Origin of the sequence: Mycobacterium sp. IDR2000157661 (genome assembly GCF_022317005.1) — a bacterium.
Classification (GTDB): Bacteria; Actinomycetota; Actinomycetes; order Mycobacteriales; family Mycobacteriaceae; genus Mycobacterium.
Genome location: NZ_CP081006.1, coordinates 4,524,545 through 4,549,737, shown reverse-complemented (window position 1 = coordinate 4,549,737; position 25,193 = coordinate 4,524,545). Strand labels below are relative to the sequence as shown.

At 68.5% G+C, this 25,193-nt stretch carries 27 protein-coding genes; 15 read left to right on the top strand and 12 right to left on the bottom strand.

What is annotated here, in order from left to right; all coding sequences use genetic code 11:
• Positions 1-47: 47 nt before the first annotated feature.
• On the top strand, positions 48-1,487 hold the full coding sequence (miaB, locus tag K3G64_RS23350; protein WP_238887698.1) for a tRNA (N6-isopentenyl adenosine(37)-C2)-methylthiotransferase MiaB: 1,440 nt from the start codon (positions 48-50) through the stop codon (positions 1,485-1,487).
• On the top strand, positions 1,484-2,065 hold the full coding sequence (locus K3G64_RS23345; RefSeq protein ID WP_238887696.1) for an Rv2732c family membrane protein: 582 nt from the start codon (positions 1,484-1,486) through the stop codon (positions 2,063-2,065). Before miaB ends, K3G64_RS23345 begins: the two co-directional genes overlap by 4 nt.
• 71 nt (positions 2,066-2,136) lie before the next feature.
• Here the strand turns inward: K3G64_RS23345 and K3G64_RS23340 are convergent, their stop codons facing one another.
• On the bottom strand, positions 2,137-3,462 hold the full coding sequence (locus tag K3G64_RS23340) for a DUF349 domain-containing protein (protein WP_238887695.1): 1,326 nt from the start codon (positions 3,460-3,462) through the stop codon (positions 2,137-2,139).
• Between the two features lie 162 nt (positions 3,463-3,624).
• Here K3G64_RS23340 and K3G64_RS23335 point away from each other — a divergent pair, with 162 nt between their 5' ends.
• The 5 genes from K3G64_RS23335 to hflX are packed head-to-tail and all read left to right on the top strand — an operon-like array spanning position 3,625 to position 8,446.
• Complete coding sequence (locus K3G64_RS23335; RefSeq protein WP_238887693.1) at positions 3,625-4,500, top strand: DMT family transporter; 876 nt, start codon at positions 3,625-3,627, stop codon at positions 4,498-4,500.
• Between the two features lie 10 nt (positions 4,501-4,510).
• The gene (locus tag K3G64_RS23330) at positions 4,511-5,194 is read left to right on the top strand and encodes a hypothetical protein (RefSeq protein WP_238887692.1); all 684 of its coding nucleotides are present in this window, start codon (positions 4,511-4,513) and stop codon (positions 5,192-5,194) included.
• Positions 5,191-6,111 carry a tRNA (adenosine(37)-N6)-dimethylallyltransferase MiaA gene (gene miaA / locus K3G64_RS23325; RefSeq protein WP_238887690.1) on the top strand — a complete coding sequence of 307 codons (921 nt, stop codon included), beginning with the start codon at positions 5,191-5,193 and terminating at the stop codon, positions 6,109-6,111. Before K3G64_RS23330 ends, miaA begins: the two co-directional genes overlap by 4 nt.
• A gap of 4 nt (positions 6,112-6,115) precedes the next feature.
• Positions 6,116-6,988 carry a diaminopimelate epimerase gene (dapF, locus tag K3G64_RS23320; RefSeq protein ID WP_238887689.1) on the top strand — a complete coding sequence of 291 codons (873 nt, stop codon included), beginning with the start codon at positions 6,116-6,118 and terminating at the stop codon, positions 6,986-6,988.
• Between the two features lie 45 nt (positions 6,989-7,033).
• On the top strand, positions 7,034-8,446 hold the full coding sequence (gene hflX, locus K3G64_RS23315; protein WP_238887687.1) for a GTPase HflX: 1,413 nt from the start codon (positions 7,034-7,036) through the stop codon (positions 8,444-8,446).
• Between the two features lie 59 nt (positions 8,447-8,505).
• Here hflX and mbp1 read toward each other — a convergent pair whose 3' ends face one another.
• Positions 8,506-8,754 carry a microaggregate-binding protein 1 gene (gene mbp1, locus K3G64_RS23310; RefSeq protein WP_238887685.1) on the bottom strand — a complete coding sequence of 83 codons (249 nt, stop codon included), beginning with the start codon at positions 8,752-8,754 and terminating at the stop codon, positions 8,506-8,508.
• 202 nt (positions 8,755-8,956) lie between these two features.
• On the opposite strand from mbp1, the gene K3G64_RS23305 reads away from it, so the two are divergent.
• Complete coding sequence (locus tag K3G64_RS23305) at positions 8,957-10,117, top strand: acyl-CoA dehydrogenase family protein (RefSeq protein ID WP_238887683.1); 1,161 nt, start codon at positions 8,957-8,959, stop codon at positions 10,115-10,117.
• A 163-nt stretch (positions 10,118-10,280) separates the two neighbouring features.
• Complete coding sequence (locus K3G64_RS23300) at positions 10,281-12,224, top strand: LGFP repeat-containing protein (protein WP_238887681.1); 1,944 nt, start codon at positions 10,281-10,283, stop codon at positions 12,222-12,224.
• Here the strand turns inward: K3G64_RS23300 and lexA are convergent.
• Complete coding sequence (gene lexA / locus K3G64_RS23295; protein ID WP_238887679.1) at positions 12,221-12,916, bottom strand: transcriptional repressor LexA; 696 nt, start codon at positions 12,914-12,916, stop codon at positions 12,221-12,223. The genes K3G64_RS23300 and lexA overlap by 4 nt on opposite strands.
• A 233-nt stretch (positions 12,917-13,149) precedes the next feature.
• Here lexA and K3G64_RS23290 point away from each other — a divergent pair, with 233 nt between their 5' ends.
• Together K3G64_RS23290 and nrdR are read left to right on the top strand one after the other, a co-directional pair.
• Complete coding sequence (locus tag K3G64_RS23290; protein WP_238887677.1) at positions 13,150-13,611, top strand: LysM peptidoglycan-binding domain-containing protein; 462 nt, start codon at positions 13,150-13,152, stop codon at positions 13,609-13,611.
• 159 nt (positions 13,612-13,770) lie between these two features.
• Positions 13,771-14,241 carry a transcriptional regulator NrdR gene (gene nrdR, locus K3G64_RS23285; RefSeq protein WP_238887676.1) on the top strand — a complete coding sequence of 157 codons (471 nt, stop codon included), beginning with the start codon at positions 13,771-13,773 and terminating at the stop codon, positions 14,239-14,241.
• A 20-nt stretch (positions 14,242-14,261) separates the two neighbouring features.
• Here nrdR and K3G64_RS23280 read toward each other — a convergent pair whose 3' ends face one another.
• From K3G64_RS23280 to sthA, 4 genes are all read right to left on the bottom strand, one after another.
• Positions 14,262-14,948, bottom strand: coding sequence for a PhzF family phenazine biosynthesis protein (locus tag K3G64_RS23280; protein WP_238887674.1), 687 nt, complete (start codon positions 14,946-14,948; stop codon positions 14,262-14,264).
• 54 nt (positions 14,949-15,002) lie between these two features.
• Positions 15,003-16,022: an alpha/beta fold hydrolase gene (locus K3G64_RS23275; protein ID WP_238887672.1), complete on the bottom strand. Its 1,020-nt coding sequence runs from the start codon at positions 16,020-16,022 to the stop codon at positions 15,003-15,005.
• Between the two features lie 67 nt (positions 16,023-16,089).
• Positions 16,090-17,073: a proteasome assembly chaperone family protein gene (locus K3G64_RS23270; protein ID WP_238887670.1), complete on the bottom strand. Its 984-nt coding sequence runs from the start codon at positions 17,071-17,073 to the stop codon at positions 16,090-16,092.
• Positions 17,074-17,261: 188 nt separating this feature from the next.
• Positions 17,262-18,686: a Si-specific NAD(P)(+) transhydrogenase gene (sthA, locus tag K3G64_RS23265; protein ID WP_238887668.1), complete on the bottom strand. Its 1,425-nt coding sequence runs from the start codon at positions 18,684-18,686 to the stop codon at positions 17,262-17,264.
• Positions 18,687-18,888: 202 nt separating this feature from the next.
• Between sthA and K3G64_RS23260 the strand changes: the two genes are divergently transcribed.
• Positions 18,889-19,929 (top strand): DUF4192 domain-containing protein, encoded by a 1,041-nt coding sequence (locus tag K3G64_RS23260; RefSeq protein ID WP_238887667.1) that lies wholly within the window; start codon positions 18,889-18,891, stop codon positions 19,927-19,929.
• Positions 19,930-19,952: 23 nt separating this feature from the next.
• Here K3G64_RS23260 and K3G64_RS23255 read toward each other — a convergent pair whose 3' ends face one another.
• From K3G64_RS23255 to K3G64_RS23245, 3 genes are all read right to left on the bottom strand, one after another.
• Positions 19,953-20,645 (bottom strand): metal-dependent transcriptional regulator, encoded by a 693-nt coding sequence (locus K3G64_RS23255; protein ID WP_238887665.1) that lies wholly within the window; start codon positions 20,643-20,645, stop codon positions 19,953-19,955.
• Between the two features lie 137 nt (positions 20,646-20,782).
• Complete coding sequence (gene sigB / locus K3G64_RS23250; RefSeq protein WP_238950956.1) at positions 20,783-21,742, bottom strand: sigma-70 family RNA polymerase sigma factor SigB; 960 nt, start codon at positions 21,740-21,742, stop codon at positions 20,783-20,785.
• 148 nt (positions 21,743-21,890) lie between these two features.
• Positions 21,891-22,289 (bottom strand): DUF3099 domain-containing protein, encoded by a 399-nt coding sequence (locus K3G64_RS23245; protein ID WP_238887663.1) that lies wholly within the window; start codon positions 22,287-22,289, stop codon positions 21,891-21,893.
• Between the two features lie 92 nt (positions 22,290-22,381).
• Between K3G64_RS23245 and K3G64_RS23240 the strand changes: the two genes are divergently transcribed.
• Positions 22,382-22,618, top strand: coding sequence for a DUF3039 domain-containing protein (locus K3G64_RS23240; protein WP_238887661.1), 237 nt, complete (start codon positions 22,382-22,384; stop codon positions 22,616-22,618).
• On the opposite strand, the gene K3G64_RS23235 is transcribed toward K3G64_RS23240, so the two are convergent.
• Entirely contained in the window at positions 22,608-23,609 is a 1,002-nt protein-coding gene (locus K3G64_RS23235) for a YihY/virulence factor BrkB family protein (protein WP_238887653.1), read from the bottom strand. The genes K3G64_RS23240 and K3G64_RS23235 overlap by 11 nt on opposite strands.
• A 64-nt stretch (positions 23,610-23,673) precedes the next feature.
• The gene (locus K3G64_RS23230) at positions 23,674-23,868 is read right to left on the bottom strand and encodes a DUF7455 domain-containing protein (RefSeq protein ID WP_238887652.1); all 195 of its coding nucleotides are present in this window, start codon (positions 23,866-23,868) and stop codon (positions 23,674-23,676) included.
• Between the two features lie 130 nt (positions 23,869-23,998).
• Between K3G64_RS23230 and K3G64_RS23225 the strand changes: the two genes are divergently transcribed.
• Together K3G64_RS23225 and K3G64_RS23220 are read left to right on the top strand one after the other, a co-directional pair.
• Entirely contained in the window at positions 23,999-24,361 is a 363-nt protein-coding gene (locus tag K3G64_RS23225) for a DUF952 domain-containing protein (protein WP_238887650.1), read from the top strand.
• A 43-nt stretch (positions 24,362-24,404) separates the two neighbouring features.
• Positions 24,405-25,187, top strand: coding sequence for a hypothetical protein (locus K3G64_RS23220; protein WP_238887649.1), 783 nt, complete (start codon positions 24,405-24,407; stop codon positions 25,185-25,187).
• Positions 25,188-25,193 lie beyond the last annotated feature (6 nt).

The window sequence follows — 25,193 nt, the reverse complement described above, 5'->3', positions numbered from 1 at the left end:
TTCGCCCGCCTCGTCGCACCTATCAGGTCCGCACCTATGGCTGCCAGATGAATGTGCACGACTCCGAGCGGCTCGCAGGGTTGCTGGAGGCCGCCGGCTACCTCAAGGCCGGTGACGGCGAGGACGCCGACGTCGTGGTGTTCAACACCTGCGCGGTACGGGAGAACGCCGACAACAAGCTCTACGGCAATCTGAGCCACCTCGCCCCGCGCAAGCAGACTGACCCCGACATGCAGATCGCCGTCGGCGGGTGCCTGGCGCAGAAGGACCGCGATGCGGTGCTACGCCGTGCGCCGTGGGTCGACGTAGTGTTCGGTACCCACAACATCGGCGCGTTGCCCGCGCTGCTGGACCGCGCCCGTCACAACCGGGCGGCGCAGGTCGAGATCGTCGAGGCGCTGCAGGAATTTCCGTCGGCGTTGCCGGCGGCGCGCGAATCAGCCTACGCGGCTTGGGTATCCGTCTCCGTCGGCTGCAACAACACGTGCACGTTCTGCATCGTGCCCGCGCTGCGCGGCAAGGAGGTCGACCGCAGTCCGGCCGACGTGCTGGCCGAGGTGCGGTCGCTGGTGGACCAGGGTGTGGTGGAGGTCACGCTGCTCGGCCAGAACGTCAACGCGTACGGGGTCTCGTTCGCCGACCCGTCCCAACCCCGCGACCGCGGCGCCTTCGCCAAGCTGCTCGGTGACTGCGGGCGCATCGACGGCCTGGAGCGGGTGCGCTTCACCTCACCGCATCCGGCCGAGTTCACCGACGACGTCATCGAGGCGATGGCCGAGACGCCGAATGTGTGCCCAACACTGCACATGCCGCTGCAGTCCGGGTCCGACCGCATCCTGCGCGCGATGCGCCGGTCCTACCGCGCCGAACGCTACCTGGGCATCATCGACCGCGTGCGCGCCGCCATTCCGCACGCGGCGATCACCACCGACCTCATCGTCGGGTTCCCGGGTGAGACCGAGGACGACTTCCAGGCCACACTCGACGTGGTGGAACGGGCGCGATTCGCGAGTGCCTTCACCTTCCAGTACTCGAAGCGGCCCGGCACACCGGCCGCCGAGCTGGCCGACCAGGTGCCCAAAGCCGTTGTCGCCGAGCGTTATCAGCGCCTCATCGAGTTGCAGGAACGGATCTCTCTTGAGGAGAACCGCGCACAGATCGGCCGCGTCGTCGAGGTGCTCGTCGCCGCCGGGGAAGGCCGCAAGGATGCCAGCACCGCACGCATGTCGGGCCGTGCCCGCGACGGCAGGCTGGTGCACTTCGACCCGGCGAGGCTCGACATCCGCCCCGGCGACATCGTCACCGCCACCGTCACGACCGCCGCACCGCACCACCTGATCGCCGACTCCGGGGTTCAGTCGCATCGGCGCACACGCGCCGGCGACGCACACGCCGCCGGCCGCCGGCCTCGCACGGGTGTCGGCCTCGGGATGCCCGGCATCGGAGCGCCCGCCCAGACCTCCACATCGAGCGAGTGCTGCCGATGAGCGTTCCCGACAACGGATTCGACGACTTCAAGGGTGACATCGAGGCCGCCGAACGCCGCGTGGCCGGCGAGATCGACCCGGGCGCACGCGCCCTGGTGATCGCCATCGGCGTGTTCGTCCTGCTGGTGTCGTTCGTGCTGCCGCACAGCGGCGCCGCGCGCGGCCTGGACGTGCTCATCGGCAGTGACGCCGCCTCCGCGGCCGGCATAACCCTGCCCTCGCGCGTATTCATGTGGCTCGTATTGGTTTTCGGCGTCGGCTTCTCCATGTTGGCGTTGCTGACCCGGCGGTGGGCGCTGGCGTGGATCGCCCTGGCCGGGTCGACGGTGGCGACGCTGCTGGGTTTGCTGGCCGTGTGGTCCCGTCAAACCGCGGCCGAGCAGTACCCGGGACCCGGCCTGGGCCTCATCCTCGCCTGGATCGCCATCGCCGTGGTGACCTTCCACTGGGCGCGCGCAGTGTGGGCGCGCACGGCGTTGCAGTTGGCCGCCGAGGAGGAGCGCAAACGCGCGGTCGCGAAGCGGAACAAGAAGGGCCTGCTCGACGGTCTCGACGACGACGGTTCGACGGAAAGCTGATCCGCTGACTCTGCGCTCAGGGCGCAGAAGCGCGGGGCTGCGCGCCGTGGCCGCAGAGTCAACGACAACTGCTAGCGACCCTTGCCCAGTGCTTGGGCGGCCGCGTCGGCCCACTGTCGCCATTGCGCGGCGTTGGCCCTGGCCTCGGCGGCGTCCTTGTCCCGACCGGCCGCCGCAGCCTTCTCGGCCTGGCGCTCGTACTGCTCCGCCCGCACGCGGAACTGGTCGGCGCGGGCCTGGGCTTCGGGATCCACACCGTGGGTGGGAGCCTCGCGGATCTTCCTCTCGATCACCCGCAGTCGGCGCTCCAACTCCGCGCCCCGCTCGCGGGGAACTTTGCCGATGGCGTCCCACTTCTCGCCGATCGCCCGCAGGGCGACGCGCGCCGCGTCGAGGTCGGAGGTGTCGATCTTCTCCGCCTCGGCCAGCAGCCTCTCTTTGGCCTCGGCGTTGGCCCGGAACTCGGCATCGCGTTCGGCGGTGACGGCGTTTCGGGCCGAGAAGAACTTGTCCTGGGCGCCCTTGAAGCGCTGCCACAGCGCGTCGTCGACGTCCTTGGCCGCCCGGCCTGCGGCCTTCCATTCGTTGAGCAACTCGCGGAATGCCGCAGCCGTCGGTCCCCAATCCGTCGAGTCCGCCAGCGCCTCGGCGCGCTCACACAACGCCTCCTTGGCCTGCCGGGCGCCCACCCGTTCCCGGTCGAGCTCGGCGAAATGCGAACCGCGCCTTCGGTTGAACTGCTCTCGCGCCGCCGAGTACCGCTTCCACAGGGCGTCGTCGGTCCTGCGGTCCAGGCCGGTGATGGTGCGCCATTCGTCGAGGATCTCGCGCAACCGGTCGCCTGCGGCCTTCCATTGCGTGGAATTGGCCGCCAAGTCCTCGGCCTCGGCGGCCAGCGCCTCCTTGCGCGCGGTCTGCGCGGCCCGGTGTTCCTCGCGCCTGGCCTTCTCGGCCTGGGCGGTCTCGTCGGCGTGGTTGATGATCACCTGCAGGCGCGCGGCCAGCGCGTCGACGTCGCCGAGCACGTGCGCATCCGGCAAGGTGTCGGCAAGGGCCTGGGCCGCGGACTTGATCTTGCGGGCGTCGCCGGTGCCGGACTCCAGGCGGCTCTCCATCAGCACCACCTCGGTGTGCAGGTCGTCGAAGCGCCTGCCGAAGTGGGCGAACGCCGCCTCGGTGTCGCCGGCCTGCCACGAGCCGATGACCCGCTCACCCGAACCGGTGATCAGCCACACGGTGCCGTCGGCGTCGACGCGCCCGAACCGGTGCGGATCGCTGGACGGTAACGCGGCGACGACCGGAGCGGGCCGGCCGGGCCGGGGCACGGGACGCGGCGGTCCTGGCCGCGGGGCGGGTTTGGGCGGGGGAGACTGCCCTCCCGGCTCGCTGGTCGTCATTTGTCGTACCTCGTGCCCTCCGCGCGCGGATCCGCGCACCTGCCGCGCGACGCGGCGCCTGATCGCTGTCGAACGCTATTGAAACAGGTCGTCGCCGTGTGTGCGCACGCCTTTCGCGATGACCTGCTTAGGCTCTTGCCGGACGACGAGGGGAGGACCGCGATGGCCCGGGCAGATCTCGCGGCCCTGCTCGCGCTCGGCGCCGCGCTGTTCATCGCGTTCGGCGACGTCATCCACCAACGTCAGGCCCACGAGGTGACCGCCGAACCGGTCAGCCATATCGCCCTGTTCACCCGTCTGCTCAGGGACCGGCAGTGGTGGATCGGCAGCCTCGTCGCTGCGGTCGGGTTCGTGTTCCAGGCCGCCGCACTGGGTCTCGGCTCGGTTCTGCTGGTGCAGGCGCTGCTGGTGACGTCGCTGCTGTTCGCGCTGCCCATCAACGCGCGGGTGTCGCGGCGGCGGGTGACGCGCTGGGAATGGGTATGGGCCGTGCTGCTCGCCGTGTCGGTCGCCGTCATCGTGACCGTCGGCAACCCCACGGCCGGCCAGGCGCGGGCCTCGCTGGAGACGTGGACCGTGGTGATCCTGGTGCTCGGACCGGCACTGGTGCTGTGCGTGGTGGGCGCCAAAATGCTGCGCGGGCCGGCGAGCGCAGTGTTGCTGGCCCTGGTGTCCGGTGCGCTCTGGGGCGTCTTCGCAGTGCTGACGAAGGGGGTGGTGGACCGACTCGACGACGGCCTCTGGGCGCTGCTGCGAACGCCGGAACTGTACGTGTGGGCGCTGGTCGCCGTCGGGGGCACCGCGTGGCAGCAGGCGTCGTTCCGGTCCGGGGCGCTGACCGCCTCGCTGCCGACCATGACCGTGACCGAACCCGTGGTGGCTTCTGTGCTTGGCGTCTTCCTGCTCGGCGAGGCGCTGCGGCCGGGGGAGGCGGGTTGGGTGACGCTGGTCGCCGCCGTGGCCGTCATGGTCGTCGCCACCGCGGCGCTGGCGCGCGGCCAGGCGGCCTCCGCCGACGAGGCCGTCGCACCGCATTAGCGTGGTCGATGTGCTGAGCGCCATCGCCATAATCCCCTCGGCGCCGGTCATGGTGCCTGAATTGTCATCCGGCGCCGCCGCGGAGCTGGCTGACCTGCGCACGGCAGTGATCTCGGCGGCCGGAGAACTGCCGATGCGCTGGATCGGCATCGGCGCCGGTGTCTCCGATGCGGTGATCGGTCCGCGAGCCGTCGGTACGTTCGCCGGCTACGGCGTCGACGTGCGCGTCGCGCTGTCGCCCGGTGCCGACGACCCACCGGCGCCGCTGCCGCTGTGCGCGCTGATCGCCGGATGGGTACGCGGCGAGGCGACGCCCGGGGCCGACGCGGAAATGCGGGTCTACGCCGACGCGCACGACGTCGACACCGCGCTGGCCCGCGGCCGAGCGCTGCGCGCCGAGATCGACGGGGCGGGCGGCGAGGTGGGCGCGCTCGTCGTCGCCGACGGCCTGCACACGTTGAGTGATACCGCGCCGGGCGGATACAACCCCGATGCGGCGCCCCGGCAGGACGCGCTCGACGATGCGCTCGCCACCGGCGATGCCGCGGCGCTGACCCGGCTGCTCGACGACGTCGTCGGCCGGGTGGCCTACCAGGTCCTGGCCGGGCTGGCCGAGGCACCGCGCGCGGCCACACAGCTGTACCGCGGCGCGCCCTACGGCGTCGGCTACTTCGCCGGCGTCTGGCGGACATGACGCGGCCGATCGCGATCATCGGCCCGACCGGCACCGGCAAGTCGGCGCTGGCGCTTGCGGTCGCCGAAGAGCTGAGCGGCGAGATCGGCGTCGAGATCGTCAACGCCGACGCGATGCAGCTCTACCGCGGCATGGACATCGGCACGGCGAAGCTCCCGGTCCACGAGCGGCGCGGGATCCCGCACCATCAGCTGGACGTGCTCGACGTGAACGAGACCGCCAGCGTCGCGCGCTACCAGCAGGATGCCGCCGCCGACGTGGAGGCGATCATGGCCCGCGGCGCGGTGCCGATCGTGGTCGGCGGCTCGATGATGTACGTCCAATCGCTACTCGACGAGTGGACGTTCCCGGCCACCGACCCGGCGGTGCGGGCCCGATGGGAGCAGCGCCTTGCCGAGGTCGGCGCTGCCGGCCTGCACGGCGAGCTGGCCCGCGTCGACGCCGCCGCCGCGGCGGCGATCCGGCCCGGCGACGGCCGGCGCATCGTGCGCGCGCTCGAGGTGGTCGAGCTGACCGGCCGGCCGTTCGCGGCGTCGTCGCCGGCGATCGGGACCCCGCGCTGGGACACTGCGATCATCGGGCTGGACTGGCACACAACCACTCTCGACGCGCGGGTGGCCGAGCGGACTGACACGATGTTCGCCGACGGGCTGGTCGGCGAGGTACGCACGTTGCTGGGCCGCGGACTCCGTGAGGGCGTCACCGCGTCGCGCGCGCTGGGCTACGCCCAGGTGATCGCCGACCTCGATGCGGGCGGGGACGGATCGGCCGCCCGTGAACCGACGTTCGTCGGGACCCGGCGCTACGTGCGCAGGCAACGATCCTGGTTCCGCCGCGACCACCGGATCAGTTGGCTGAACGGCGCCGAACCGGGTCTCGTCGCCGGGACGCTGCGGGTATGGCGGCACGTATCCTGAGCCAATGAGGTTCGCCAAGGGTCACGGCACGGAGAACGACTTCGTGCTGCTGCCCGACCCGGACGCCCGGCTGAGTCTGTCGCCTGCCGCCGTGTCCGCGCTGTGCGACCGGCACCGGGGGCTGGGCGCCGACGGCGTGCTGCGGGTGATCACCGCCGAGGGCGCGCAGCGGCTGGGGGTGTTCGGGCGGCTGCCGGAGGGCGTGTCGCCCGGCGACTGGTACATGGACTACCGCAACGCCGACGGATCGATCGCCCAGATGTGCGGCAACGGCTTGCGGGTCTTCGCGCACTATCTGCGCGCCAGCGGGTTGGAGAGCCGCGACCAGTTCGTCGTCGGCTCGCTGGCCGGACCCCGGCCGGTCACGCTGCACTACTGGGACGCCACCAACGCGCACGTGACGGTCGAGATGGGCAAGACGAACCGGGTCGGCATCGGTGAGGCGATCGTTGGTGGGCGCCCGTTCTCGGGGCTGGCGATCGACGTCGGCAATCCGCACCTGGCCTGCGTCGACCCGGACATGACCGACAAAGAGCTCGCCGCGCTCGACGTCGGAGCACCGGTGTCGTTCGACCGCGCGCAGTTTCCCGACGGCGTGAACGTCGAGGTGCTCACGGCGCCGATCGAGGACCGCGTGTTCATGCGCGTGCACGAGCGCGGCGTCGGCGAGACCCGGTCGTGCGGCACGGGCACCGTGGCGGCGGCGGTCGCGGCGCTGGCCTTTTCCGGTGCCACGACCGGCACCGTCACCGTGTGCGTCCCGGGCGGTGAGGTCGACGTCTCCGTCACCGAAGCCACCAGCTTCCTGCGTGGTCCGTCAGTGCTGGTGGCACACGGAGAGCTCGCGGAGGAATGGTGGAATGCTGCGCAACGTTAATTGGGGTGCATGAAAAGTGATCTGCGTGCGAATGTCTATTCGCCTATGACGTATCCCGATCCCCTCCGCGATACCCCGAGTGCGGGTGAACTGGCGCTCGAAGACCGCACGGCGCTGCGCCGCGTGGCCGGTCTGTCGACCGAACTCGCCGACGTCTCCGAGGTCGAGTACCGCCAGCTGCGCCTGGAACGCGTTGTGCTGGTGGGTGTTTGGACCGAGGGCAGCGCGGCCGACGCCGAAGCCAGCTTGGCCGAACTCGCCGCCCTCGCCGAAACCGCGGGCTCGGAGGTGTTCGAGGGGCTCATCCAGCGGCGCGACAAGCCGGACGCGTCGACCTACATCGGCTCCGGCAAAGCCGCCGAACTGCGCGAGATCGTGCTCGCCACCGGCGCCGACACCGTGATCTGCGACGGCGAGCTCAGCCCGGCCCAGCTGACTGCGCTGGAGAAGGCGGTGAAGGTGAAGGTCATCGACCGCACCGCGCTGATCCTCGACATCTTCGCCCAGCATGCGACAAGTCGGGAGGGCAAGGCGCAAGTCACTCTCGCGCAGATGGAGTACATGCTCCCGCGGCTGCGCGGATGGGGCGAGTCGATGTCGCGGCAGGCCGGTGGACGTGCCGGTGGTGCAGGCGGGGGAGTGGGCACCCGCGGTCCCGGCGAGACGAAGATCGAGACCGACCGCCGCCGCATCCGCGAGCGCATGGCCAAGCTGCGCCGGGACATCAGGGACATGAAGAAGATCCGCGACACGCAGCGCGGCGGCAGGCGGCGCAGCGAGATCCCGTCGATCGCCATCGTCGGCTACACCAACGCGGGTAAGTCCAGTCTGCTCAACGCCTTGACCGGAGCCGGGGTCCTGGTGGAGAACGCATTGTTCGCCACCCTCGAACCGACAACGCGGCGAGGCGAATTCAGCGATGGACGGCCGTTCGTGCTGACCGACACCGTTGGGTTCGTGCGGCACCTGCCCACCCAGTTGGTGGAGGCGTTCCGTTCCACGTTGGAGGAGGTCGTCGACGCCGACCTGCTGGTGCACGTCGTCGACGGGTCCGATGCGAACCCACTGGCGCAGATCAACGCCGTTCGCGAAGTGGTCAACGACGTGATCGCCGACCGTGCGGGCAGCCGTGCCCCGGAGTTGCTGGTGGTCAACAAGATCGACGCTGCCGGCGGCCTGACGCTGGCGCACCTGCGCGGGGCGTTGCCCGACGCGGTGTTCGTCTCCGCGCGCACCGGTGACGGCCTGGAGCGGTTGCAGCAGCGGATGGCCGAGTTGATCACACCCACCGACACCGCGGTGGACGTGACGATCCCGTACGACCGCGGTGATCTGGTCAACCGCGTGCACGCCGACGGCCGGGTCGACGCGACCGAGCACACCGCCGACGGCACCCGGATCAAGGCCAGGGTGCCCCTCGCGCTGGCGGCCAGCCTGCGCGACTACGCGACCTTCTGACCCCGGACAGGCGAAAAGCCCCGCACCACACGGTGCGGGGCTTTTCGCGATGAGCCGGATTACTGCTGTTCGGACTCCTGCTTCTTCTCGGCGGTCTTGGCCGCCGCCCGAGCGCTCTCGGCCTCGGCTTCCTTCTGCGCGGCATTGCGCTGCGCGTCGGCCTTGTCCTGTTGCGCCTGGCCCTCGCGGTAGAGGTCGTCGCGACCGGCGACGGCACCGATCACCTCTTTGGCCTTGCCCTTCACGCCTTCGACGACGCCCTTGATGCCCTCTTCGGGGCCGCTGTTGTTCTTGTTGTCGTTCGACATCAATGTCCTCCACTCGGTTCGGTGATGGCTGGGGTGTTCCCTGTCGGAGATATCCGGCAAACGAAAGGTGCGGTACTTCACACCGGAACGGGCCGCACGGGCGATGACGGGGAGGTGACCGGTGCCTCCACCGTCGACCAACCATCCGGTTGATGGGGTACCTTGGCCGGAAACTTGTCAGACCAACCGCGGAGGTCATGTCATGGGCGGAGTCGTCCACTACGAGCGCACCCTGTTCGAGCCCGAGCACGATCTCTTCCGGGAGTCCTATCGCGCCTTCCTCGAGCGTCACGTCGCGCCGCACCACGAGCAATGGGAACGAGACAAGATCGTCGATCGCGACGTCTGGCTCGAGGCCGGCAAGCAGGGCTTCCTCGGGATGGCCGTGCCGGAGGAGTACGGCGGCGGCGGAAACCCCGACTTCCGGTACAACGTGATCGTCACCGAGGAGACGACCGCGGGCCGATACAGCGGCATCGGGTACACGCTGCACAACGACGTCGTGGCGCCCTACCTGCTACGCCTGACCACCGAGGAGCAGAAACAGCGCTGGCTGCCGAAGTTCTGCAGCGGAGAGCTGATCACGGCGATCGCCATGACCGAGCCCGGCACCGGTAGCGACCTGCAGGCGATCAAGACCCGGGCGGTCAAGCAGGGGGACCAATACATCCTCAACGGCGCGAAGACCTTCATCACCAACGGCATCAACGCCGACCTGGTGATCGTGGTCGCCTGCACCGATCCGGACAAGGGCGCGCTGGGCTTCTCGCTGCTCGTCGTGGAGCGGGGCATGGATGGCTTCGAGCGCGGCCGCAAACTCGACAAGATCGGCCTGGACGCTCAGGACACCGCCGAGCTGTCGTTCACCGACGTGAAGGTGCCCGCGGAGAATCTCCTCGGCGAGGAGGGCCAGGGCTTCATCTATCTGATGCAGAACCTTCCGCAGGAGCGGATCGGGATCGCGGTGATGGCGGCGACTGCGATGGAGTCGGTGCTCGAGTCGACGCTCGAATACACCAAGGAGCGCAAGGCATTCGGGCGCCCGATCGGCAGCCAGCAGAACAGCCGGTTCCTGCTGGCCGAGCTGGCGACCGAGGCGACCGTGGTGCGCATGATGGTCGACGGGTTCATCCGGCTCCATCTCGACGGCAAGCTCACCGCCGAGCAGGCCGCGATGGCGAAATGGTATTCGACCGAGAAACAGGTCCATTTGATCGACCGCTGTCTGCAATTGCACGGCGGCTATGGCTATATGCGGGAATATCCCGTCGCGCGGGCTTATCTCGATGCTCGTGTGCAGACCATTTACGGTGGGACCACCGAGATCATGAAGGAGATCATCGGCCGCAGCATGGGCGTTTGATCACCCGGATTCGGCGCGGCGCGCGGGTTATCTGCAGCGGCGGGGGTGGCGGCGGGTAGTTTCTCTCCAAGATTCGCGAATTCGTCGGTTATCGGCATCCGCTGACGGATAGTTGCCAGGCGCAGAATCTGTGCGGGATTTCCCGCCGACCCCGGGAGGGCGAATGAGCGGGCGTGACACCCGGCGCACGACGGTGCTGGGCCGGCTGGCGACCGGTCTGGTGGTGATTGCGGCTGCCCTGGTGCTGGCGCCCGTAGCCGCAGCGCAGCCGGAAGCCGACGCCAACGCCGCCATCACCGCGGCATGGGAGGCCAGCGGCGGCGCCGGCGGACCGCTGGGACCCAAGCAGGGCGACGTGTACCGGGCCGGCGAGGGCTTCGCGCAGAACTACACCGGCGGCAAGATGTTCTTCACCCCGGCGACGGGCGCGCACTACGTGCAGGGCGCGATCCTGGAGAAGTACGAGTCGCTGGGCGGCCCGGCCGACAGCGACCTCGGTTTCCCCACCATCGATGAGGGCCCCGGCCGCGCGCCGCAGAGCCGCAACAGCACGTTCAGCGCGAGCGACAACCCGGTCATCTTCTGGACCCCGGCCACCGGCGCCCACGTCGTCCGCGGTGCGATCAACGCGGCATGGGACGCGCTGGGCGGATCGTCGGGAGTGTTGGGAGTGCCCACCAGCGACGAGACCTTCCGCGGTGACGTCGTCTCCCAGACGTTCACCGGCGGTGAGCTGTCGTACAACATGCGCGACAAGACCTTCACCACCGTGCCGCCCGACCTGGCGGGACAGCTGGGCGACCTCGCGGTGCCCGATGACCCGACCTCCGCGATCAACGCGGCCCGCCGCGCCGCCGGCGGTCCCCTCGGTCCGCTGGGAGCCGCGGAGGGGCCGCCGTATCCCATCGGCAAGGACGGGCTCGCGCAGGACTTCGCGGGCGGCAAGATCTTCTACAGTCCGGCCACCGGCGCCAGGGTGGTCACCGGCCAGGTGCTCGCCAAGTACGAGAGCGTTGGCGGACCGGAGGGCGATCTCGGTTTCCCGGCCACCAGTGAGGTCGACGGTGGCCTGGCCACGGAGAGCCGAATGGTCACCTTCGCCGCCGAGGACAAGCCGGTCATCTTCTGGACGCCCGACTACGGCGCCGTCATCGTGCGCGGCGCCATGAAGGCCGCTTGGGCCGAGCTGGACGGAGCCGCGGGGCCGCTCGGCGCGCCGGTTGCCGACCAGAGCGAGAGCGGTGACGTCGTCACGCAGCGGTTCAGCGGCGGGGTGATCAATTGGGACAGGTCCACCCGCGAATTCACCACCGAGCCGCCGGATCTCGCCGCCCAGTTGTCCGACCTGCAGGTGCCAGGTGAGCAGGCGCCCGGGGAGGCGCCCGCGAGCCCGCAGGCCTCCGATTCCGACCGCGGATGGTTCGAGTTCAGCTGGTGGTGGCTGCTGGCTCTCGTGCCAGTGCTGATGCTCATCGGCCTCGTGGTCTTCGCGGCGGTGCGCAGCCGACGCGGCGGAGACGACGACGGCCGCGGGTCGGACCGGGATCCCTTCGGCGGTGAGGAGTTCGACGACGGCTTCGCCAGTGACGTCGATCGGGTCTACAGCGCGGTGGGGCCCCGGGAGACGTCCGAACCGGCCGACGACTACTCGGCCGCGATGTTCGGCGATCGGTATGCCAGCGAGGGGATGGGCGCCTTCGCGGGGTCCGCGGCCTCGCCGAATCCATGGGAAGCCCCGCGCGATGTCGAGGACGAACCGTCACAGCCGCCTACGGACCAGGGCACCGACGAGGAGGACCCCGACGCCGTGGACACCGCACCGACGCCCGTGGTGACCGGTGCCGAGCCCATGATCGAACACGATCCGCTCACCGACACCGGCAGGCATGCGCGCATCGAGATCGACGAACCGGAAGTGGCGCAGCCTGCGTTTCGCTTACCGCTGGGCGACTCCGATGAGGCCCCGGAGGGCTACCCGGTGAAGGCCGACACTCAGACGGGTCGGTACTGGTCGCCAGGAAGCGCGGGGTACGACGACGTTCGCGCCGAAATATGGTTCTCCAGCGAGGAATTCGCCGTCACGAACGGGTTCGTCCGCGGGGACTAGATCTTGCGGATGACGGTGACGACCTTGCCGAGCACCGCGGCCTCGTTGCCTGGAATCGGGTCGAACGCCGGGTTGTGCGGCATCAGCCAAACCTGCCCGCGGGTGCGCTTGAACGTCTTGACCGTCGCTTCGCCGTCGATCATCGCCGCCACGATGTCGCCATTGTCGGCGACATTCTGCTGACGCACCACCACCCAGTCGCCGTCGCAGATCGCCGCGTCCACCATCGAGTCACCCACGACCTTCAGCAGGAACAGCGAACCCTCGCCGACCAGTTCGCGGGGCAGCGGGAAAACGTCCTCGACGGCCTCTTCGGCGAGGATGGGCCCGCCGGCGGCGATGCGGCCCAGCACCGGCACGAAGGTGGGCTCCGGTAGCGCATCGGAACCGGCCACGTCGGTGGCGACGATCGGCGTCACGTGCTCGTCGGTGCCGCGCACGTCGACCGCGCGCGGGCGGTTGGGATCTCGACGCAGATAACCTTTGCGTTCGAGGGTCCGCAGTTGGTGGGCCACCGACGATGTCGATGTCAGACCCACCGCGTCACCTATCTCTCTGATGCTGGGGGGATAGCCACGGCTGGTGACCGAGGCGCGAATGACGTCGAGGATGGTGCGCTGACGTTCCGTGAGACCCGTGTCGAGTCCTCGGCTCCCGCCGGTGTTGCCCGGGGCGTCGCTGCTGTGGTCCATGGTGCCGAATGTAACCCGCCACGCGCGATTAATCAAACATGTGTTCGACGCGTGTCGCGTCCGACCGGGGGGTGGTTCGAGGGGTCGGCTCGCGGTGCCCACTCCCTGTCGGTGGGGTGCTTTATCGTACGGAATCGTTCGCAACGGTTCGATCACACGTTCTATCAATCGAACACATGATCGAGTATCGTTCGAACACAAGAGCGATAACAGCGACTGAGAGGCAGGAAGACATGACGATCCTCGACACTCGGGAATTCGAGATCACCGAGGCCCCGCGGCAGCAGGTCAGGCCCCCTCGCCGGCAGGTGGGCGCACGTCGGCCGCGGTCGAACCGGCCCGGTGGGGCGCCGCTTCACCACCGCGGTACCGGCGTGCTCATGTCACGGGCATCGCACCGGCGCCGGCCCATCACGCCCGCCACCACCGTTTTCCTTGCACTCGTCGCCGGCGGCATCACGGTGTGGCTCGGGCTGGTGGCACAGTTCGGCGGGGTGGTAGGAGCTACGCCGGCCGCGGTGCCGGACCGGCTGGCCGTGGTGCAGGTGCAGACCGGCGAAACGCTGAACCAGGTCGCGCAGCGCGTCGCCCCCGACGCTCCTGTCGGGGAGGTGGCAGAGCGGATCCGCGAGCTGAACCAACTGGAATCGGTTGCCCTCGACGCCGGCCAGACCCTCATCGCACCGATCGGCTGATCCCCGGCTGGTGGTGAGAAGTCCTGTTGCACAGTCATGTTCAGCGACAAGTCGCTCGGATACGCGCGATTCGGACCGGCGCTGGGCCGCTCGCGGCCTGCGCAGGTAGGCTCGAAGCCGTTCGAGGCGGTCATACGTTGGCGTGGCGAAGGAGCGGTGATGCACTGTCCGTTCTGCCGTCACCCCGATTCCCGCGTGGTCGACTCGCGCGAAACCGATGAAGGCCAGGCCATCCGGCGCCGCCGCTCATGCCCCGAATGCGGTAGGCGCTTCACCACCGTGGAGACGGCGGTGCTGGCAGTGGTCAAGCGCAGCGGCGTGACCGAGCCGTTCAGCCGGGAGAAGGTCATCAAGGGCGTGCGGCGGGCGTGCCAGGGCAGGCAGGTGGACGACGACGCGTTGAATCTGCTGGCGCAGCAGGTGGAGGATGCCGTGCGCGCCGCCGGGTCGCCCGAGGTGCCCAGCCATGAGGTCGGGCTGGCGATATTGGGCCCGCTGCGCGACCTCGACGAGGTGGCGTATCTGCGGTTCGCCTCTGTCTACCGAGGTTTCACCTCGGCCGAGGATTTCGAGCGCGAGATCGAGGCGCTTCGAGAGCACCGCCGGTCGCCGCAGCCGACGCCGAACTAGGCCGCCTGAGCCGAGACGGGTCACTCGACCTGTCTGGTGCCGTCGCTGACGACGCGACCGGAGATGCGTACCCAGCCATCAGCGCTCCACTGCGTGTGGATGTGGGACCCCTTGCCCTGAACGATCGCAAGGTCGCGGCTGAGGTAGTCGGTGATGCGCACCGCGGCGGCTCCGGTGGCCTCGTCCTCTGGCACGCCGAGGTCGGCGGCGAACATGCGCGATCGGATACCGCCACGCTCGCGATCGGTCCAGGTCCACAGGTAGTGGTTGACGTCGTCGGGAAAGTCGTCGGGGTCGGCGGCGAACAAGTCGTCGGTCGAGGTCAGGTCATGGATGGCGAACTCCGGCGCCCACTCCGCACGCGCGCTGACCGTCGTCAACTCGTCGGAGTAGCCGACCTGCACCACGCCCGCAGGCACGCGCAGCGTGTGGACGGGGGTGCCCCGCTCGCGCAACCACCACGACGCACCGACGGTCGGGTGCCCCGCGAAGGGCAGTTCGACGGCCGGCGTATGGATTCGGGCATGCGCGGTGCTGGCGCCGGGGGCCGGGAGGTCGACGAAAATGGTTTCGCTGTAACCCAATTGCGTGGCGATCCGCTGGCGATCGCCTGCACCGACGGTGCCGGCGTCGACGACGCCGAGCGGGTTGCCGTGATTGCCGTCAGGATCGGTGAAAACGCGCAGCACCGTCACGTCGATAGCCATGCCGCCGATGCTACTTCGTGGTGCCGGTGCGGCGGTGCGCCCGCGCGCGCCTGCTCAGGTGGCGCTGCGCTCGTCGTGGTCCAGCGCGTCGAGCACCGCAACCCGGGTGCCGACCGGTCCGCCGATCGTGCCCTCGCGAACACCCGTACGCAGCAGTCCGCGCAGGTAATCCTGGTCGTAGACCGCGGGTTCGGTCGAGTCGATGAATTTCTCGACGACCTCGACAAAGCGGTCCGGATCGTCATGAAACGGGAAATGGCCGGAATCGTCGAAGATCTCCAGCTGCGAGCCGGGCATCGCCGCGTGCGCCAGTTGCGCGTGGCTCACCGGTATCACCGAGTCACCGCTGCCCCAGATGAGTTGCACCGGAACGGATTGCGTGAGGTAACAGCGGTCCAGCATCGTCACCACCTGACCGCGCCAGTCGACGACGGCCCGCAGGGTGCGGGCGAAGGCCGAATTGGCCGTCGGCTCGGGCAAATCGGTCAGGATGCGCAGCATCTGTGGGATGTCGCGGCCCAGCCCGGTCGAACCGAACAGCCCGCCCACCCCGCGGCCCAACATCTGCAGCGCAGGCAACACGAACGGCAGCCGAAGCAGTGCCATTGCCTCGCTACCCATCGGCAGCGAGGCGAACCGCAACGCGATGTTGACGTCTTTGGTGACCCCGCCGGCGCCGACCAGGATCAGCCGGTCGACCAACTGAGGAAACTGGTAGGCGAACTGCATCGCCACCCCGCCACCGAGGGAGTGGCCGACGACCGTCACCCGGTCGATGTCGAGCACGCTGAGCAGGTCGCGCATGCCGTTGGCGTACGCGGCCACCGAGTAGTCCGCCCTGGGCTTGTCGGACTTGCCATGACCCAGCAGGTCGGGGGCGATGACGGTGAACCGCTGGGCCAGTCGCGACTGCACTGTGTCCCACGTCGTGGAGTTGTCGCCGATGCCGTGGATCAGCAGGATGACCGGGCCCGAGCCCACCACCCGGTAGGCGCGCCGATAGCCGTGGATGGTGCGGAACTGCAACGACGGGGTGAGCTCCCGCACCGGGCGCAGGTTCGTTCGCACTGCCATTGCGACAACGTAGCCAACCTTCGGGACCGGCGCGAATTGTCGACACCGAGCGGTTCCGGCGCGAAAGCTATCGGGTGTCGTCGCCGTCGGAGAATCGGTCCTTGTCCTTGGACTGCTGGGCCAGGAACCGCTCGAACTCGGCGCCGAGCTCCTCACCGCTCGGCAGCTTCTCGTCGCTGGCCAGTAGCGACCGGTTCTCCTGGGCGGCGACGAACGCGTCGTACTGACGCTCGAGCGCAGTCACCACCTGGGCGACCTCCACGCTGGCCTCCACTTGCTCGTTGACCTTCGTCAACACCTCGGCACCCGCCGCGACCAGCGCGTCGAGCGGGATCTGCAGCGAGGCATTGCGGGCCACCTCGGCCAGCAGAGCTTCGGCCGCGGCGGGATAGTCGGTCTGAGCCAGGTAGTGCGGCACGTGCACCGTGAAGCCGACGACCTCTTGGCCGTGCTGCGACAACCGGTATTCGAGTAGGTTCGACGCGCTGCCGGGCACCTGAACCTCGCCGACCCACGGAGTGTGGTCGGCGATGAGTCCCCGATCGTTGGAGTGCGCGGTCATCGTGATCGGGCGGGTGTGCGGCACGGCCATCGGGATGGTGCCCATGCCGATGGTCCGGCGCACCCCCAGCCGCTCGGCGAGCAACCGAACCGCGGTGACGAACCGCTCCCACCGCAGGTCCGGTTCCAGTCCGGCGAGCAGCAGGAACGGCGTGCCGACGCTGTCCCGCAATGCATAAAGATTTAGCTCAGGATCCTCGTAGTTCGTGAAGTGGTCGGTCTTGAACGTCATCAGCGGGCGCCGTGAGCGGTAGTCGAGCAGCTCGTCGATGGCGAAGGACGCCACCAGTTCGGTGTCGAGGGAGTCGCGCAGATGTCGGGCGGCCAGCCGGATGGCGTGTCCGGCGTCGGAGAACCCCTCGAGTGCGTGGATCAGCACCGGACCGCGACCGTCGGAGGCTGACAGCTGGGGAGCGGGGAACTCCAGCTCGTACATACCGGACTGCTCGGGCCGGTAGTGCTGATCGGGATTGCCAGCGTCGTCAGCCATCTGTCTTGCCTCCTTGCGGTGGTGCCGGGACCGTTCAGTCCGGCATACCAGTGACAACTAGTCTCGCCCATGGTGCGTTCCCACTGCCGTGCTACCCATACCCGTTGGCCGTGATGTTCGCTCGCGGCGCACATCACCGCCGGGCGCACCGGTAGGAACTGGGCGGCGGGACGGCGGCTGACGGGTTGTCAGCTGCGGAACTGGCTGAGCGCGCGCAGCTTGTTCATCACGTCGAGCGCGGCAACCTTGTAGGCCTCGGAGAACGTCGGGTAGTTGAAGACCGCGTCGACCAGGTACTCGACGGTGCCCCCGCAGCCCATCACCGCCTGCCCGATGTGCACCATTTCGGTGGCGCTGGTGCCGAAGATGTGCACGCCCAGCAGCTTCAGGTCGTCGGTGGAGACCAGCAGCTTGAGCATGCCGTAGGAATCTCCGGCGATCTGGCCCCGGGCCAGCTCGCGATAGCGCGACACGCCCACCTCGTACGGGATGGCGTTGCGCGTGAGCTCCACCTCGGTGGCCCCGACGTAGGACACCTCGGGGATGGAGTAGATACCGATCGGCTGGAGGTCGGTCATGCCCTTGGCCGGCTCGCCGAAGGCGTGGTAGGCGGCCAGCCGGCCCTGCTCCATCGATGTGGCGGCCAACGCGGGAAAGCCGATCACGTCCCCGACGGCGTAGATGTGGTCGACCCTGGTCTGGAAGTTGCTGTCGACCGTGATGCGCCCGCGCCGGTCGGTTTCCAGCCCGGAGTTGGCGAGATCGAGATGCTCGGTCTGACCCTGGCGGCCGGCCGAGTACATCACCGTCTCGGCCGGGATCTGCTTACCGCTGGCCAGCGTGGTGACGGTGCCCGCGGAACCGACGTCCACCGCGGTCACCTCCTCGCCGAACCGGAACGTCACCGCCAGGTCGCGCAGGTGGAACTTCAGCGCCTCGACGATCTCCGGGTCGCAGAAGTCGAGCATGCTGTCGCGCTTCTCGACGACGGTGACCTTGGTGCCCAGCGCGGCGAACATCGATGCGTACTCGATACCGATCACCCCCGCGCCGACCACAACCATCGTCGCGGGCAGCGTCTTGAGGTCGAGTATTCCGTCGGAGTCGAGCACCCGGCACTCATCGAACTCGACGCCGGCCGGCCGCGCGGGCTTGGTTCCGGTGGCGATCACGATGTGATCCCCGCTGACGGTGGTGCGCTCACCGCGCGTCGGCTCCTCGACCAGAACCGTGTGTGCGTCGATGAACCGGCCGTGCCCCTGGACGAGGTCGATGCGGTTGCGCATCAACTGCGAACGCACGACGTCCTGCTCTTTGGTGATGACGTGGGTGGTGCGTGCCAGCAGGTCGGCCGGGGTGATCTTGTCCTTGACGCGGTAGCTGGCCCCGTAGAGCTCGCGCTGATTCATGCCGGTGAGGTAGAGCACGGCTTCTCGCAGCGTCTTGGACGGGATGGTTCCGGTGGTCACGCAAACACCGCCCAGCATCCGTCCGCGCTCGATGATGGCGACCGTCTTACCGAGCTTGGCCGCTGCGATCGCGGCTTTCTGGCCGCCCGGGCCCGAACCGATGACGACGAGGTCGTACTCGAGCGTTGGGCCCACGGCACTCATAGCAACATTGTGTACGTCGACTGCGCCGATCCGCACGCCGACAGGCATCACCGGCGGCCGAATTGATCGGGCGTTCGTCTCGGGCGTGTGGCGCGGCGGGGTTGTCCACGGGGTTGTCCCCAACCGCGAATCGATTCACAACGCGGGCGCCGCCGCCGCCGACGTGCGGCTCACCGTCACCGGCTGCCGACATGGTCGTGCCATGGCCACTTCGCATACCCCCGACTTCCAGCTCAACCGCCCAGGCGTACTGATCGCCGCCCTGCCCGCCGTGCTGGGCTTCGTCCCGGAGAACTCGCTCGTGCTCGTGACCGTCGAAGGCGGCTCGCTGGGCTGCGTCATGCGCGTGGACCTCTCCGACGAGCTGGCTGACACCGTCGGGCAGATGGCCGATGTGGCCGCCGCGGGACGGCCCGATGCCGCCATCGTCGTCGTGGTCGATGAGGCGGGGGCGGGCTGCCGGCTGTGCAACGAGGAGTACCGGGAGCTGGTGGCCACGTTCGCGGGCATGCTGGCCGAACGGGGGATACGACTGCTCGCCGCGCACGTCGTGGACCGGGTCGCGGTCGGCGGGCGTTGGCACTGCGTCGACGGCTGCGGTGACGGTGGCACCATCGAAGACCCCTCGGCATCACCGCTGGCGATGGCGGCCGTTCTCGACGGACGCCGGCTCTACAGCCGCCGGTCCGAACTGCAGGAGGTGATCGCGGTCGCTGATCCGGCCCACGCCGCCGCGGTGGGCGTACTGGTCGAGGACGTGCCGGCGACGCGCACGGACGCCGACGCACGGGGCGGCATCGAGGCCGCCCTGGCATTCGCCGCGCGGGTCGCCGCCGGCGAACGGTTGACCGATGACGAGGTGGCGCAGCTCGCCCGCGCGCTGACCGATGTGCAGGTCCGCGACACGCTCTACGCCCTCGCTGTGGGTGAGGCCGCCGCCCAGGCCGAGGCGCTGTGGGCCGAACTCTCGCGGCGCCTGCCCGACCGCTGGCGGGTCGAGGCGCTGGTGCTACTGGCCTTCTCGGCCTATGTGCGGGGCGACGGTCCGCTGGCGGGGGTGTCGCTGGAGGCGGCGCTGCGGTGCGACGGCACTCACCGCATGGCGGGGATGCTGGACACCGCACTCCAGTCGGGGCTGCGCCCGGAGCAGATCCGGGACCTTGCCGCTACCGGCTACCGGCTGGCCGACCGGCTCGGTGTGCGGCTGCCGCCGCGCCGGGTGTTCGGCCGTCGGGCCGGATGAACCGGGCGGTCGATGTCGCCCAGTCAGACCTTCTCGACCTTCACGGCATGCGCCATATGGTGGGGCAGCTCGACCTGCTCGTGGCCGGGAATCACGATCATCACGCCGCCGTGGTCGTTTGTCTGCACGGTCACGCGAGCGTTGGGCACCACGCCGGCGTCCTTGAGCTTGCTGATCAGCTCGGCGTCACCCTGGACGTGTTCGGTCAGTTGGCGCACCACGACCGCGACGGGCATGCCTGCGGGAACCTCGGTCAGCCGCACCAGGTTGAGCGCATCGGCGCTGCCGGTGCTGATCAGGCCGAGCTCGGACAAGCCCGGAATCGGATTGCCGAACGGCGAGGTGGTCGGGTTGTTGAGAACCTGCACCAAGCGGCGCTCGACGTCCTCGCTCATCACATGCTCCCAGCGGCACGCCTCGGCGTGCACTTCCTCCCACGGGAGCCCGATGACGTCGACCAGCAGGCGCTCGGCGAGGCGGTGTTTGCGCATGACGGCCACCGCCAGCGCGCGGCCCTTCTCGGTGAGCTCGAGATGGCGGTCACCGGCGACGTGCAGCAGGCCGTCGCGCTCCATCCGGGAGACGGTCTGGCTGACAGTGGGCCCGCTCTGGTCGAGCCGCTCGGCGATCCGCGCACGCAGCGGCACCACGCCCTCTTCCTCGAGGTCGTAAATGGTCCGCAGGTACATCTCGGTGGTGTCGACCAGATCGTTCATTCCGTCACCCTTCGTCTGGGCCGAGTCTACCGGCCTGAGGGTCTGAACTGCGTTGTTACGTTGCCGACACGGCCCGGCCGCAACACGAGACGATCCCCCGGGCGGCCGGGGGATCGTGTCGAGTGGGGCTTGCTGGTCTAGCTGGCGTAGGAGCGCAGGCGATCGGCGCGCTCGCCGTTGCGCAGCTTGGACATGACCTCGCGCTCGATCTGGCGGACCCGCTCGCGGGAGAGCCCGAACAGCTTGCCGATCTGGTCGAGCGTGCGCGGCTGACCGTCGTCGAGCCCGAAACGCAGCCGGATCACCTGCTGCTCACGCTCGTCGAGCGTGGCCAGCACGTGACGGATGTCGGTGTGCAGCAGCTCGGAGATCACCGCGTTCTCGGCCGACATCGCTTCGGCGTCCTCGATGAAGTCGCCGAGCGGTGCCTCCTCGTCGCTGCCGACGGGCATGTCCAGACTCACCGGGTCACGGCTGTGCTCGAGCAGGTCGGTGATCTTCTCCACCGGGATGCCCGACTCTTCGGCCAGCTCCTCGTCGGTGGCCTCGCGCCCGAGGTTCTGGTGCATCTCGCGCTTGATCCGGGCCAGCTTGTTCACCTGCTCGACGAGGTGGACGGGCAAGCGGATGGTGCGGCTTTGGTCGGCCATGCCGCGCGTGATCGCCTGGCGAATCCACCACGTGGCGTACGTCGAGAACTTGAAACCCTTGGTGTAGTCGAACTTTTCCATCGCCCGGATGAGGCCCAGGTTGCCTTCCTGGATGAGGTCCAGCAGCGGCATCCCGCGGCCGGTGTAACGCTTGGCGAGCGACACGACCAGTCGTAGATTGGCCTCCAGCAGGTGGCGCCGCGCGGCCTCACCGTCGCGCACCACTGCCGCGAGATCACGTTTGCGGTTCTCGCCCAGACGCTTTCGGGTCTCGAGCACATGCTTGGCGTAGAGCCCTGCCTCGATGCGCTTTGCGAGTTCCACCTCGTCCGCCGCGTTCAGCAAGGCCGTCTTGCCAATGCCATTCAGGTACACCCGCACGAGATCAGCGGCCGGGCTCTGAGCGTCCAGGTCGTGGTCGACGCGGATGGTGGTGGCATTTGCCATGACGGCCTCCTGATCAAATCCAACGGTCATGAGCTTCAACGCCCATGAGGTCAGAAGAGTTCCCGGCCGTTCCCTGGTTCACACCTTCTGATCAGCGGTTTTTCGCCGTCGACCTGAGAATGTCCTTAGAAAACCGACTGGAGTCGCCTCAGCTGGGAACATCGCGTCGCGCGGCGTCGCCGTCCGGTTGCGGCGACACCACGACGCGACTTTCCAGGGCGGGGCGCTCGGCCGTCGGAAATAGCGGAATGCGGCGCGCGTCGTAACGGCGCGGCTCCTCGGGGCGTCGCGGTGGACGGTCGTTGGCGATGAGAACGGCGATCCACGGCAGGGGGATCGAGGCCACCAATATGGCCAACGAGATGAGACCGTTGTGCCAGATGCCGTACGCGATCGCGGCCAGTACGAGAGCCGGAATTCGAAACGACATGATGGTCAGGTACTTACGGACCCGCTGGCGGTGCTGTTCCTCGTAGGCAGGAGCGGCGCGCGTGATCAGGACGGGCCGGCCGTCGTCGTCGAAACTCAGCTCGGGGCTTTGTTTCATACCTCCACTGTTCCACAATTGTGCGCCCCTGTACGGGTCGGATTTCTTACGGGCAGAATGGGGCGCGCGGACGTGAGGAGCACAATAGGACGATGCAGACCCAGACGATCGAGCGCACCGAGACCGACGAACGCGTCGACGACGGGACCGACGACGACGCCCCCAAGTACTTCCACTACGTCAAGAAGGACAAGATCGCCGAGAGCGCGGTGATGGGCACGCACGTCGTCGCGCTGTGCGGTGAGGTGTTCCCGGTGACCAAGTCCGCCAAGCCCGGATCGCCGGTGTGCCCGGACTGCAAGCGGATCTACGAGCAGCTCAGGAAGTAGCGCCGTCGCCGGCGGGGTCACGTGTCGGATGCGGTGATGGCGACTGCTCGGCAACGGCGCCGTTGCGCGATCCCGCCTTCTCCTTAAGCCACCACCGCAACCGCCTTGCGTGCGTGACGGGCGCCGGCCACTCCTCCTCGATGGCGGCGTTGAGTTCAGCGCCGATCATGATCGCGAACCCGAGGAAGTACGCGAACAGCAGAAACGCGATCGGCGTCGCCAGCGCGCCGTACGTGTAGCCGGTCGCGGTGATCCACGTCAGATACACGCGCAGGCCCAACGTCGCCAACAGGAAGACCACTGCGGCGAGGATCGAGCCCAACAGCAGCCGGTGGGTCGGCAACGGCTTGGGCAGCGACACCCGATACAGCACCAGCACCGCGACACCCAGCCCGATGAACACCGCGGGGTAGTACCCGAACCGCAGCACGACGTCCCAGCTGTCCGGGATGGTGGCGGCGACCCTGATCGGGCCGAGCGCGACGAACGGCGCCGTCGCGATCGCGACCACCAGCATCACCACATAGAGCCCCAGCGCGTAGAACCGCTGCCGCACGGGGTGTCGCAGCGGCGTCTGGTCGTGGGCCTCGACGATCGAGTCGACGAATGCGGAGATGGCCGACGACCCGGCCCACAGGGAGATGACGAACCCCAGCGAGACCACCTCGCCGCGGGCGCCACGGACGATGTCGCGGACGGTGGGCTCGATGATCTCGCGGACCACATCCGACGAGAAGAAGCTGTTCGCCGTGCTGATGATCTGGCTCTCGATCGTCGGAAGAGTCGCCGGGCCGAACAGCGGCGCGATGTAGGCCAGGCTGCCGAGCATGCCGAGCAGCAGTGGCGGCAGGGACAGCGCACACCAGAACGCGGCCTGCGCAGACTCTGAGAAGATCGAATCGTCCCAGCTCTTCGACAAGGTGCGCCGCACGATGTGGCGGACGTGATGGCGCGATGGCCTCGTCGGCAGCGGCTGGGACTGGTCGGTCATGACCAGTCCAGCATTCCTGACGGAAAGCCGTCCAGCCCGAAGCGGTCGATCTCCGTGTCGGGTGCTATGCCTCCACCGGGCTGACTTCGATGACCGCGGCCAGTTCGATCAGTTTGGCCTCGTGCTCGTTGGCATGGTGCTGGCAGAACAGCAACTCGGAACCCGAGGGCAGCTTGGCGCGGACACGCGCGGCGGCGCCGCAACGGTCGCAGCGGTCAGCCCGGGTCAGCGGGGGACTGGTGAGCGTTGCGTTCGTCATGGCGACCTCCGTACTGTTCGCGTGCATCCACTGTCTCAGACGTTTTGGCTTTCGGCCTTGTTCCCAAGCCCTTCACCGGTGTGTCGTGTCTCACCGTTACGCCGAGTTGCCGGCACGGCAGGCTGGCGATATGCGTCCGCAGCCCGAAGTGCTGGTCCACTTGTGCAGCAAAGAGGAGTGGCGGACCGCTGTATCGCTCGGCGAGCACCGCCCCGATTCGCTTCGCGCGAACGGCTTCGTGCACCTGTCGACCGCCGAGCAGGTGCACCTGCCGGCCAACCGGCTGTTCTCCGGCCGGACCGACCTGGTGCTGCTCCACATCGACGCCGCACAACTATCCTCTCCCGTCCGCTGGGAAGCCGGTGTGCCCACCGATCCCGATGACATGGTGTTCCCACATCTGTATGGCCCCCTGCCGATAACGGCTGTGATCCGCGTCACTCCGTATCGACCCGGGTCCGACGGTCGGTTCGCTCCGCCCGCTCGCACCTAGGTCACTCCAATGGGGCACTCGCCTCTACGTACACTTACAGATCGTGGGCATTTTGTTAGGTCTCGCACCGTGGATCGTGTACTGGGTGCTCGTCGGCAATGTGCCGTTTCCGGTTGCCGTGCTCATCGCATTGGCGGTCGCCGTCGCGGCGTTCACGCTCGGGCGAATCCGTGGCGGTCCGGGTCGCACGCTCGAAATCGGCGCTCTTGCAACATTTCTGGTGCTGACCGTGTTGACCTTCACGCTCGACCAGTCGTTTCTCGAACAGTGGCTGCAGCCGCTGAGCACCGCCGGCATATTTCTGGTGGCTGTGGTCGGTGTGCTGATCGGCAGGCCCTTCGTGCGCGAGTTCGCCGAGGTCGGTCAGCCGCCCCACGTCGTCAAGAGCGAACTGTTCGCCAGGATCACCAACCTGCTGACGTGGATCTGGGTCGCCGCATTCGCCGGCATGACGGTGTCGTCGGCGATCCCGCCGATCGTCTACGGCGACGCGACGATCCTCGACACCAGAACCCCGCTGTCGTTCATCTGCTACTGGGTCGTCCCGTTCGTGTTGTTGGCCGGCGCGGCCTTCGCTACGCGTGTGCTGCCCGACCGCATCGCCGCCGGCGCCGACGACATCGTCCGCAAGACCTCGTTCGTGGCGTTCGCCGAAGCGGAGATCGACCAGTTGATCTACCTGGCCACCGAGCACGCCAACCGCGAGGTGGGCCCTGGTAAGGAGGCCTACGACATCAAGATCGGCAGCAAGGGCGTCCCGCTGACCGGCGACGAGACGCGCGAATCGTGGCCGTCGACGTACAAGGTGCGCGACAAGAAGCGGTGAGGCTGC

Excerpts from the sequence above, each read along its gene's own strand:
- dapF (WP_238887689.1), top strand. The coding sequence starts at position 6,116 with ATGAGGTTCGCCAAGGGTCACGGCACGGAGAACGACTTCGTGCTGCTG.
- mbp1 (WP_238887685.1), bottom strand. The coding sequence starts at position 8,754 with ATGTCGAACGACAACAAGAACAACAGCGGCCCCGAAGAGGGCATCAAG.
- K3G64_RS23260 (WP_238887667.1), top strand. The coding sequence starts at position 18,889 with ATGGCCACTTCGCATACCCCCGACTTCCAGCTCAACCGCCCAGGCGTA.
- K3G64_RS23235 (WP_238887653.1), bottom strand. The coding sequence starts at position 23,609 with ATGACCGACCAGTCCCAGCCGCTGCCGACGAGGCCATCGCGCCATCAC.
- K3G64_RS23255 (WP_238887665.1), bottom strand. The coding sequence starts at position 20,645 with ATGAACGATCTGGTCGACACCACCGAGATGTACCTGCGGACCATTTAC.
- K3G64_RS23280 (WP_238887674.1), bottom strand. The coding sequence starts at position 14,948 with ATGGCTATCGACGTGACGGTGCTGCGCGTTTTCACCGATCCTGACGGC.
- miaA (WP_238887690.1), top strand. The coding sequence starts at position 5,191 with ATGACGCGGCCGATCGCGATCATCGGCCCGACCGGCACCGGCAAGTCG.
- K3G64_RS23270 (WP_238887670.1), bottom strand. The coding sequence starts at position 17,073 with ATGGCTGACGACGCTGGCAATCCCGATCAGCACTACCGGCCCGAGCAG.
- K3G64_RS23225 (WP_238887650.1), top strand. The coding sequence starts at position 23,999 with ATGCGTCCGCAGCCCGAAGTGCTGGTCCACTTGTGCAGCAAAGAGGAG.
- miaB (WP_238887698.1), top strand. The coding sequence starts at position 48 with ATGAATGTGCACGACTCCGAGCGGCTCGCAGGGTTGCTGGAGGCCGCC.
- nrdR (WP_238887676.1), top strand. The coding sequence starts at position 13,771 with ATGCACTGTCCGTTCTGCCGTCACCCCGATTCCCGCGTGGTCGACTCG.
- sigB (WP_238950956.1), bottom strand. The coding sequence starts at position 21,742 with ATGGCAAATGCCACCACCATCCGCGTCGACCACGACCTGGACGCTCAG.
- K3G64_RS23230 (WP_238887652.1), bottom strand. The coding sequence starts at position 23,868 with ATGACGAACGCAACGCTCACCAGTCCCCCGCTGACCCGGGCTGACCGC.
- K3G64_RS23275 (WP_238887672.1), bottom strand. The coding sequence starts at position 16,022 with ATGGCAGTGCGAACGAACCTGCGCCCGGTGCGGGAGCTCACCCCGTCG.
- sthA (WP_238887668.1), bottom strand. The coding sequence starts at position 18,686 with ATGAGTGCCGTGGGCCCAACGCTCGAGTACGACCTCGTCGTCATCGGT.
- K3G64_RS23290 (WP_238887677.1), top strand. The coding sequence starts at position 13,150 with ATGACGATCCTCGACACTCGGGAATTCGAGATCACCGAGGCCCCGCGG.
- K3G64_RS23300 (WP_238887681.1), top strand. The coding sequence starts at position 10,281 with ATGAGCGGGCGTGACACCCGGCGCACGACGGTGCTGGGCCGGCTGGCG.
- K3G64_RS23340 (WP_238887695.1), bottom strand. The coding sequence starts at position 3,462 with ATGACGACCAGCGAGCCGGGAGGGCAGTCTCCCCCGCCCAAACCCGCC.
- K3G64_RS23305 (WP_238887683.1), top strand. The coding sequence starts at position 8,957 with ATGGGCGGAGTCGTCCACTACGAGCGCACCCTGTTCGAGCCCGAGCAC.
- lexA (WP_238887679.1), bottom strand. The coding sequence starts at position 12,916 with ATGGACCACAGCAGCGACGCCCCGGGCAACACCGGCGGGAGCCGAGGA.
- K3G64_RS23335 (WP_238887693.1), top strand. The coding sequence starts at position 3,625 with ATGGCCCGGGCAGATCTCGCGGCCCTGCTCGCGCTCGGCGCCGCGCTG.
- K3G64_RS23245 (WP_238887663.1), bottom strand. The coding sequence starts at position 22,289 with ATGAAACAAAGCCCCGAGCTGAGTTTCGACGACGACGGCCGGCCCGTC.
- K3G64_RS23240 (WP_238887661.1), top strand. The coding sequence starts at position 22,382 with ATGCAGACCCAGACGATCGAGCGCACCGAGACCGACGAACGCGTCGAC.
- K3G64_RS23345 (WP_238887696.1), top strand. The coding sequence starts at position 1,484 with ATGAGCGTTCCCGACAACGGATTCGACGACTTCAAGGGTGACATCGAG.
- hflX (WP_238887687.1), top strand. The coding sequence starts at position 7,034 with ATGACGTATCCCGATCCCCTCCGCGATACCCCGAGTGCGGGTGAACTG.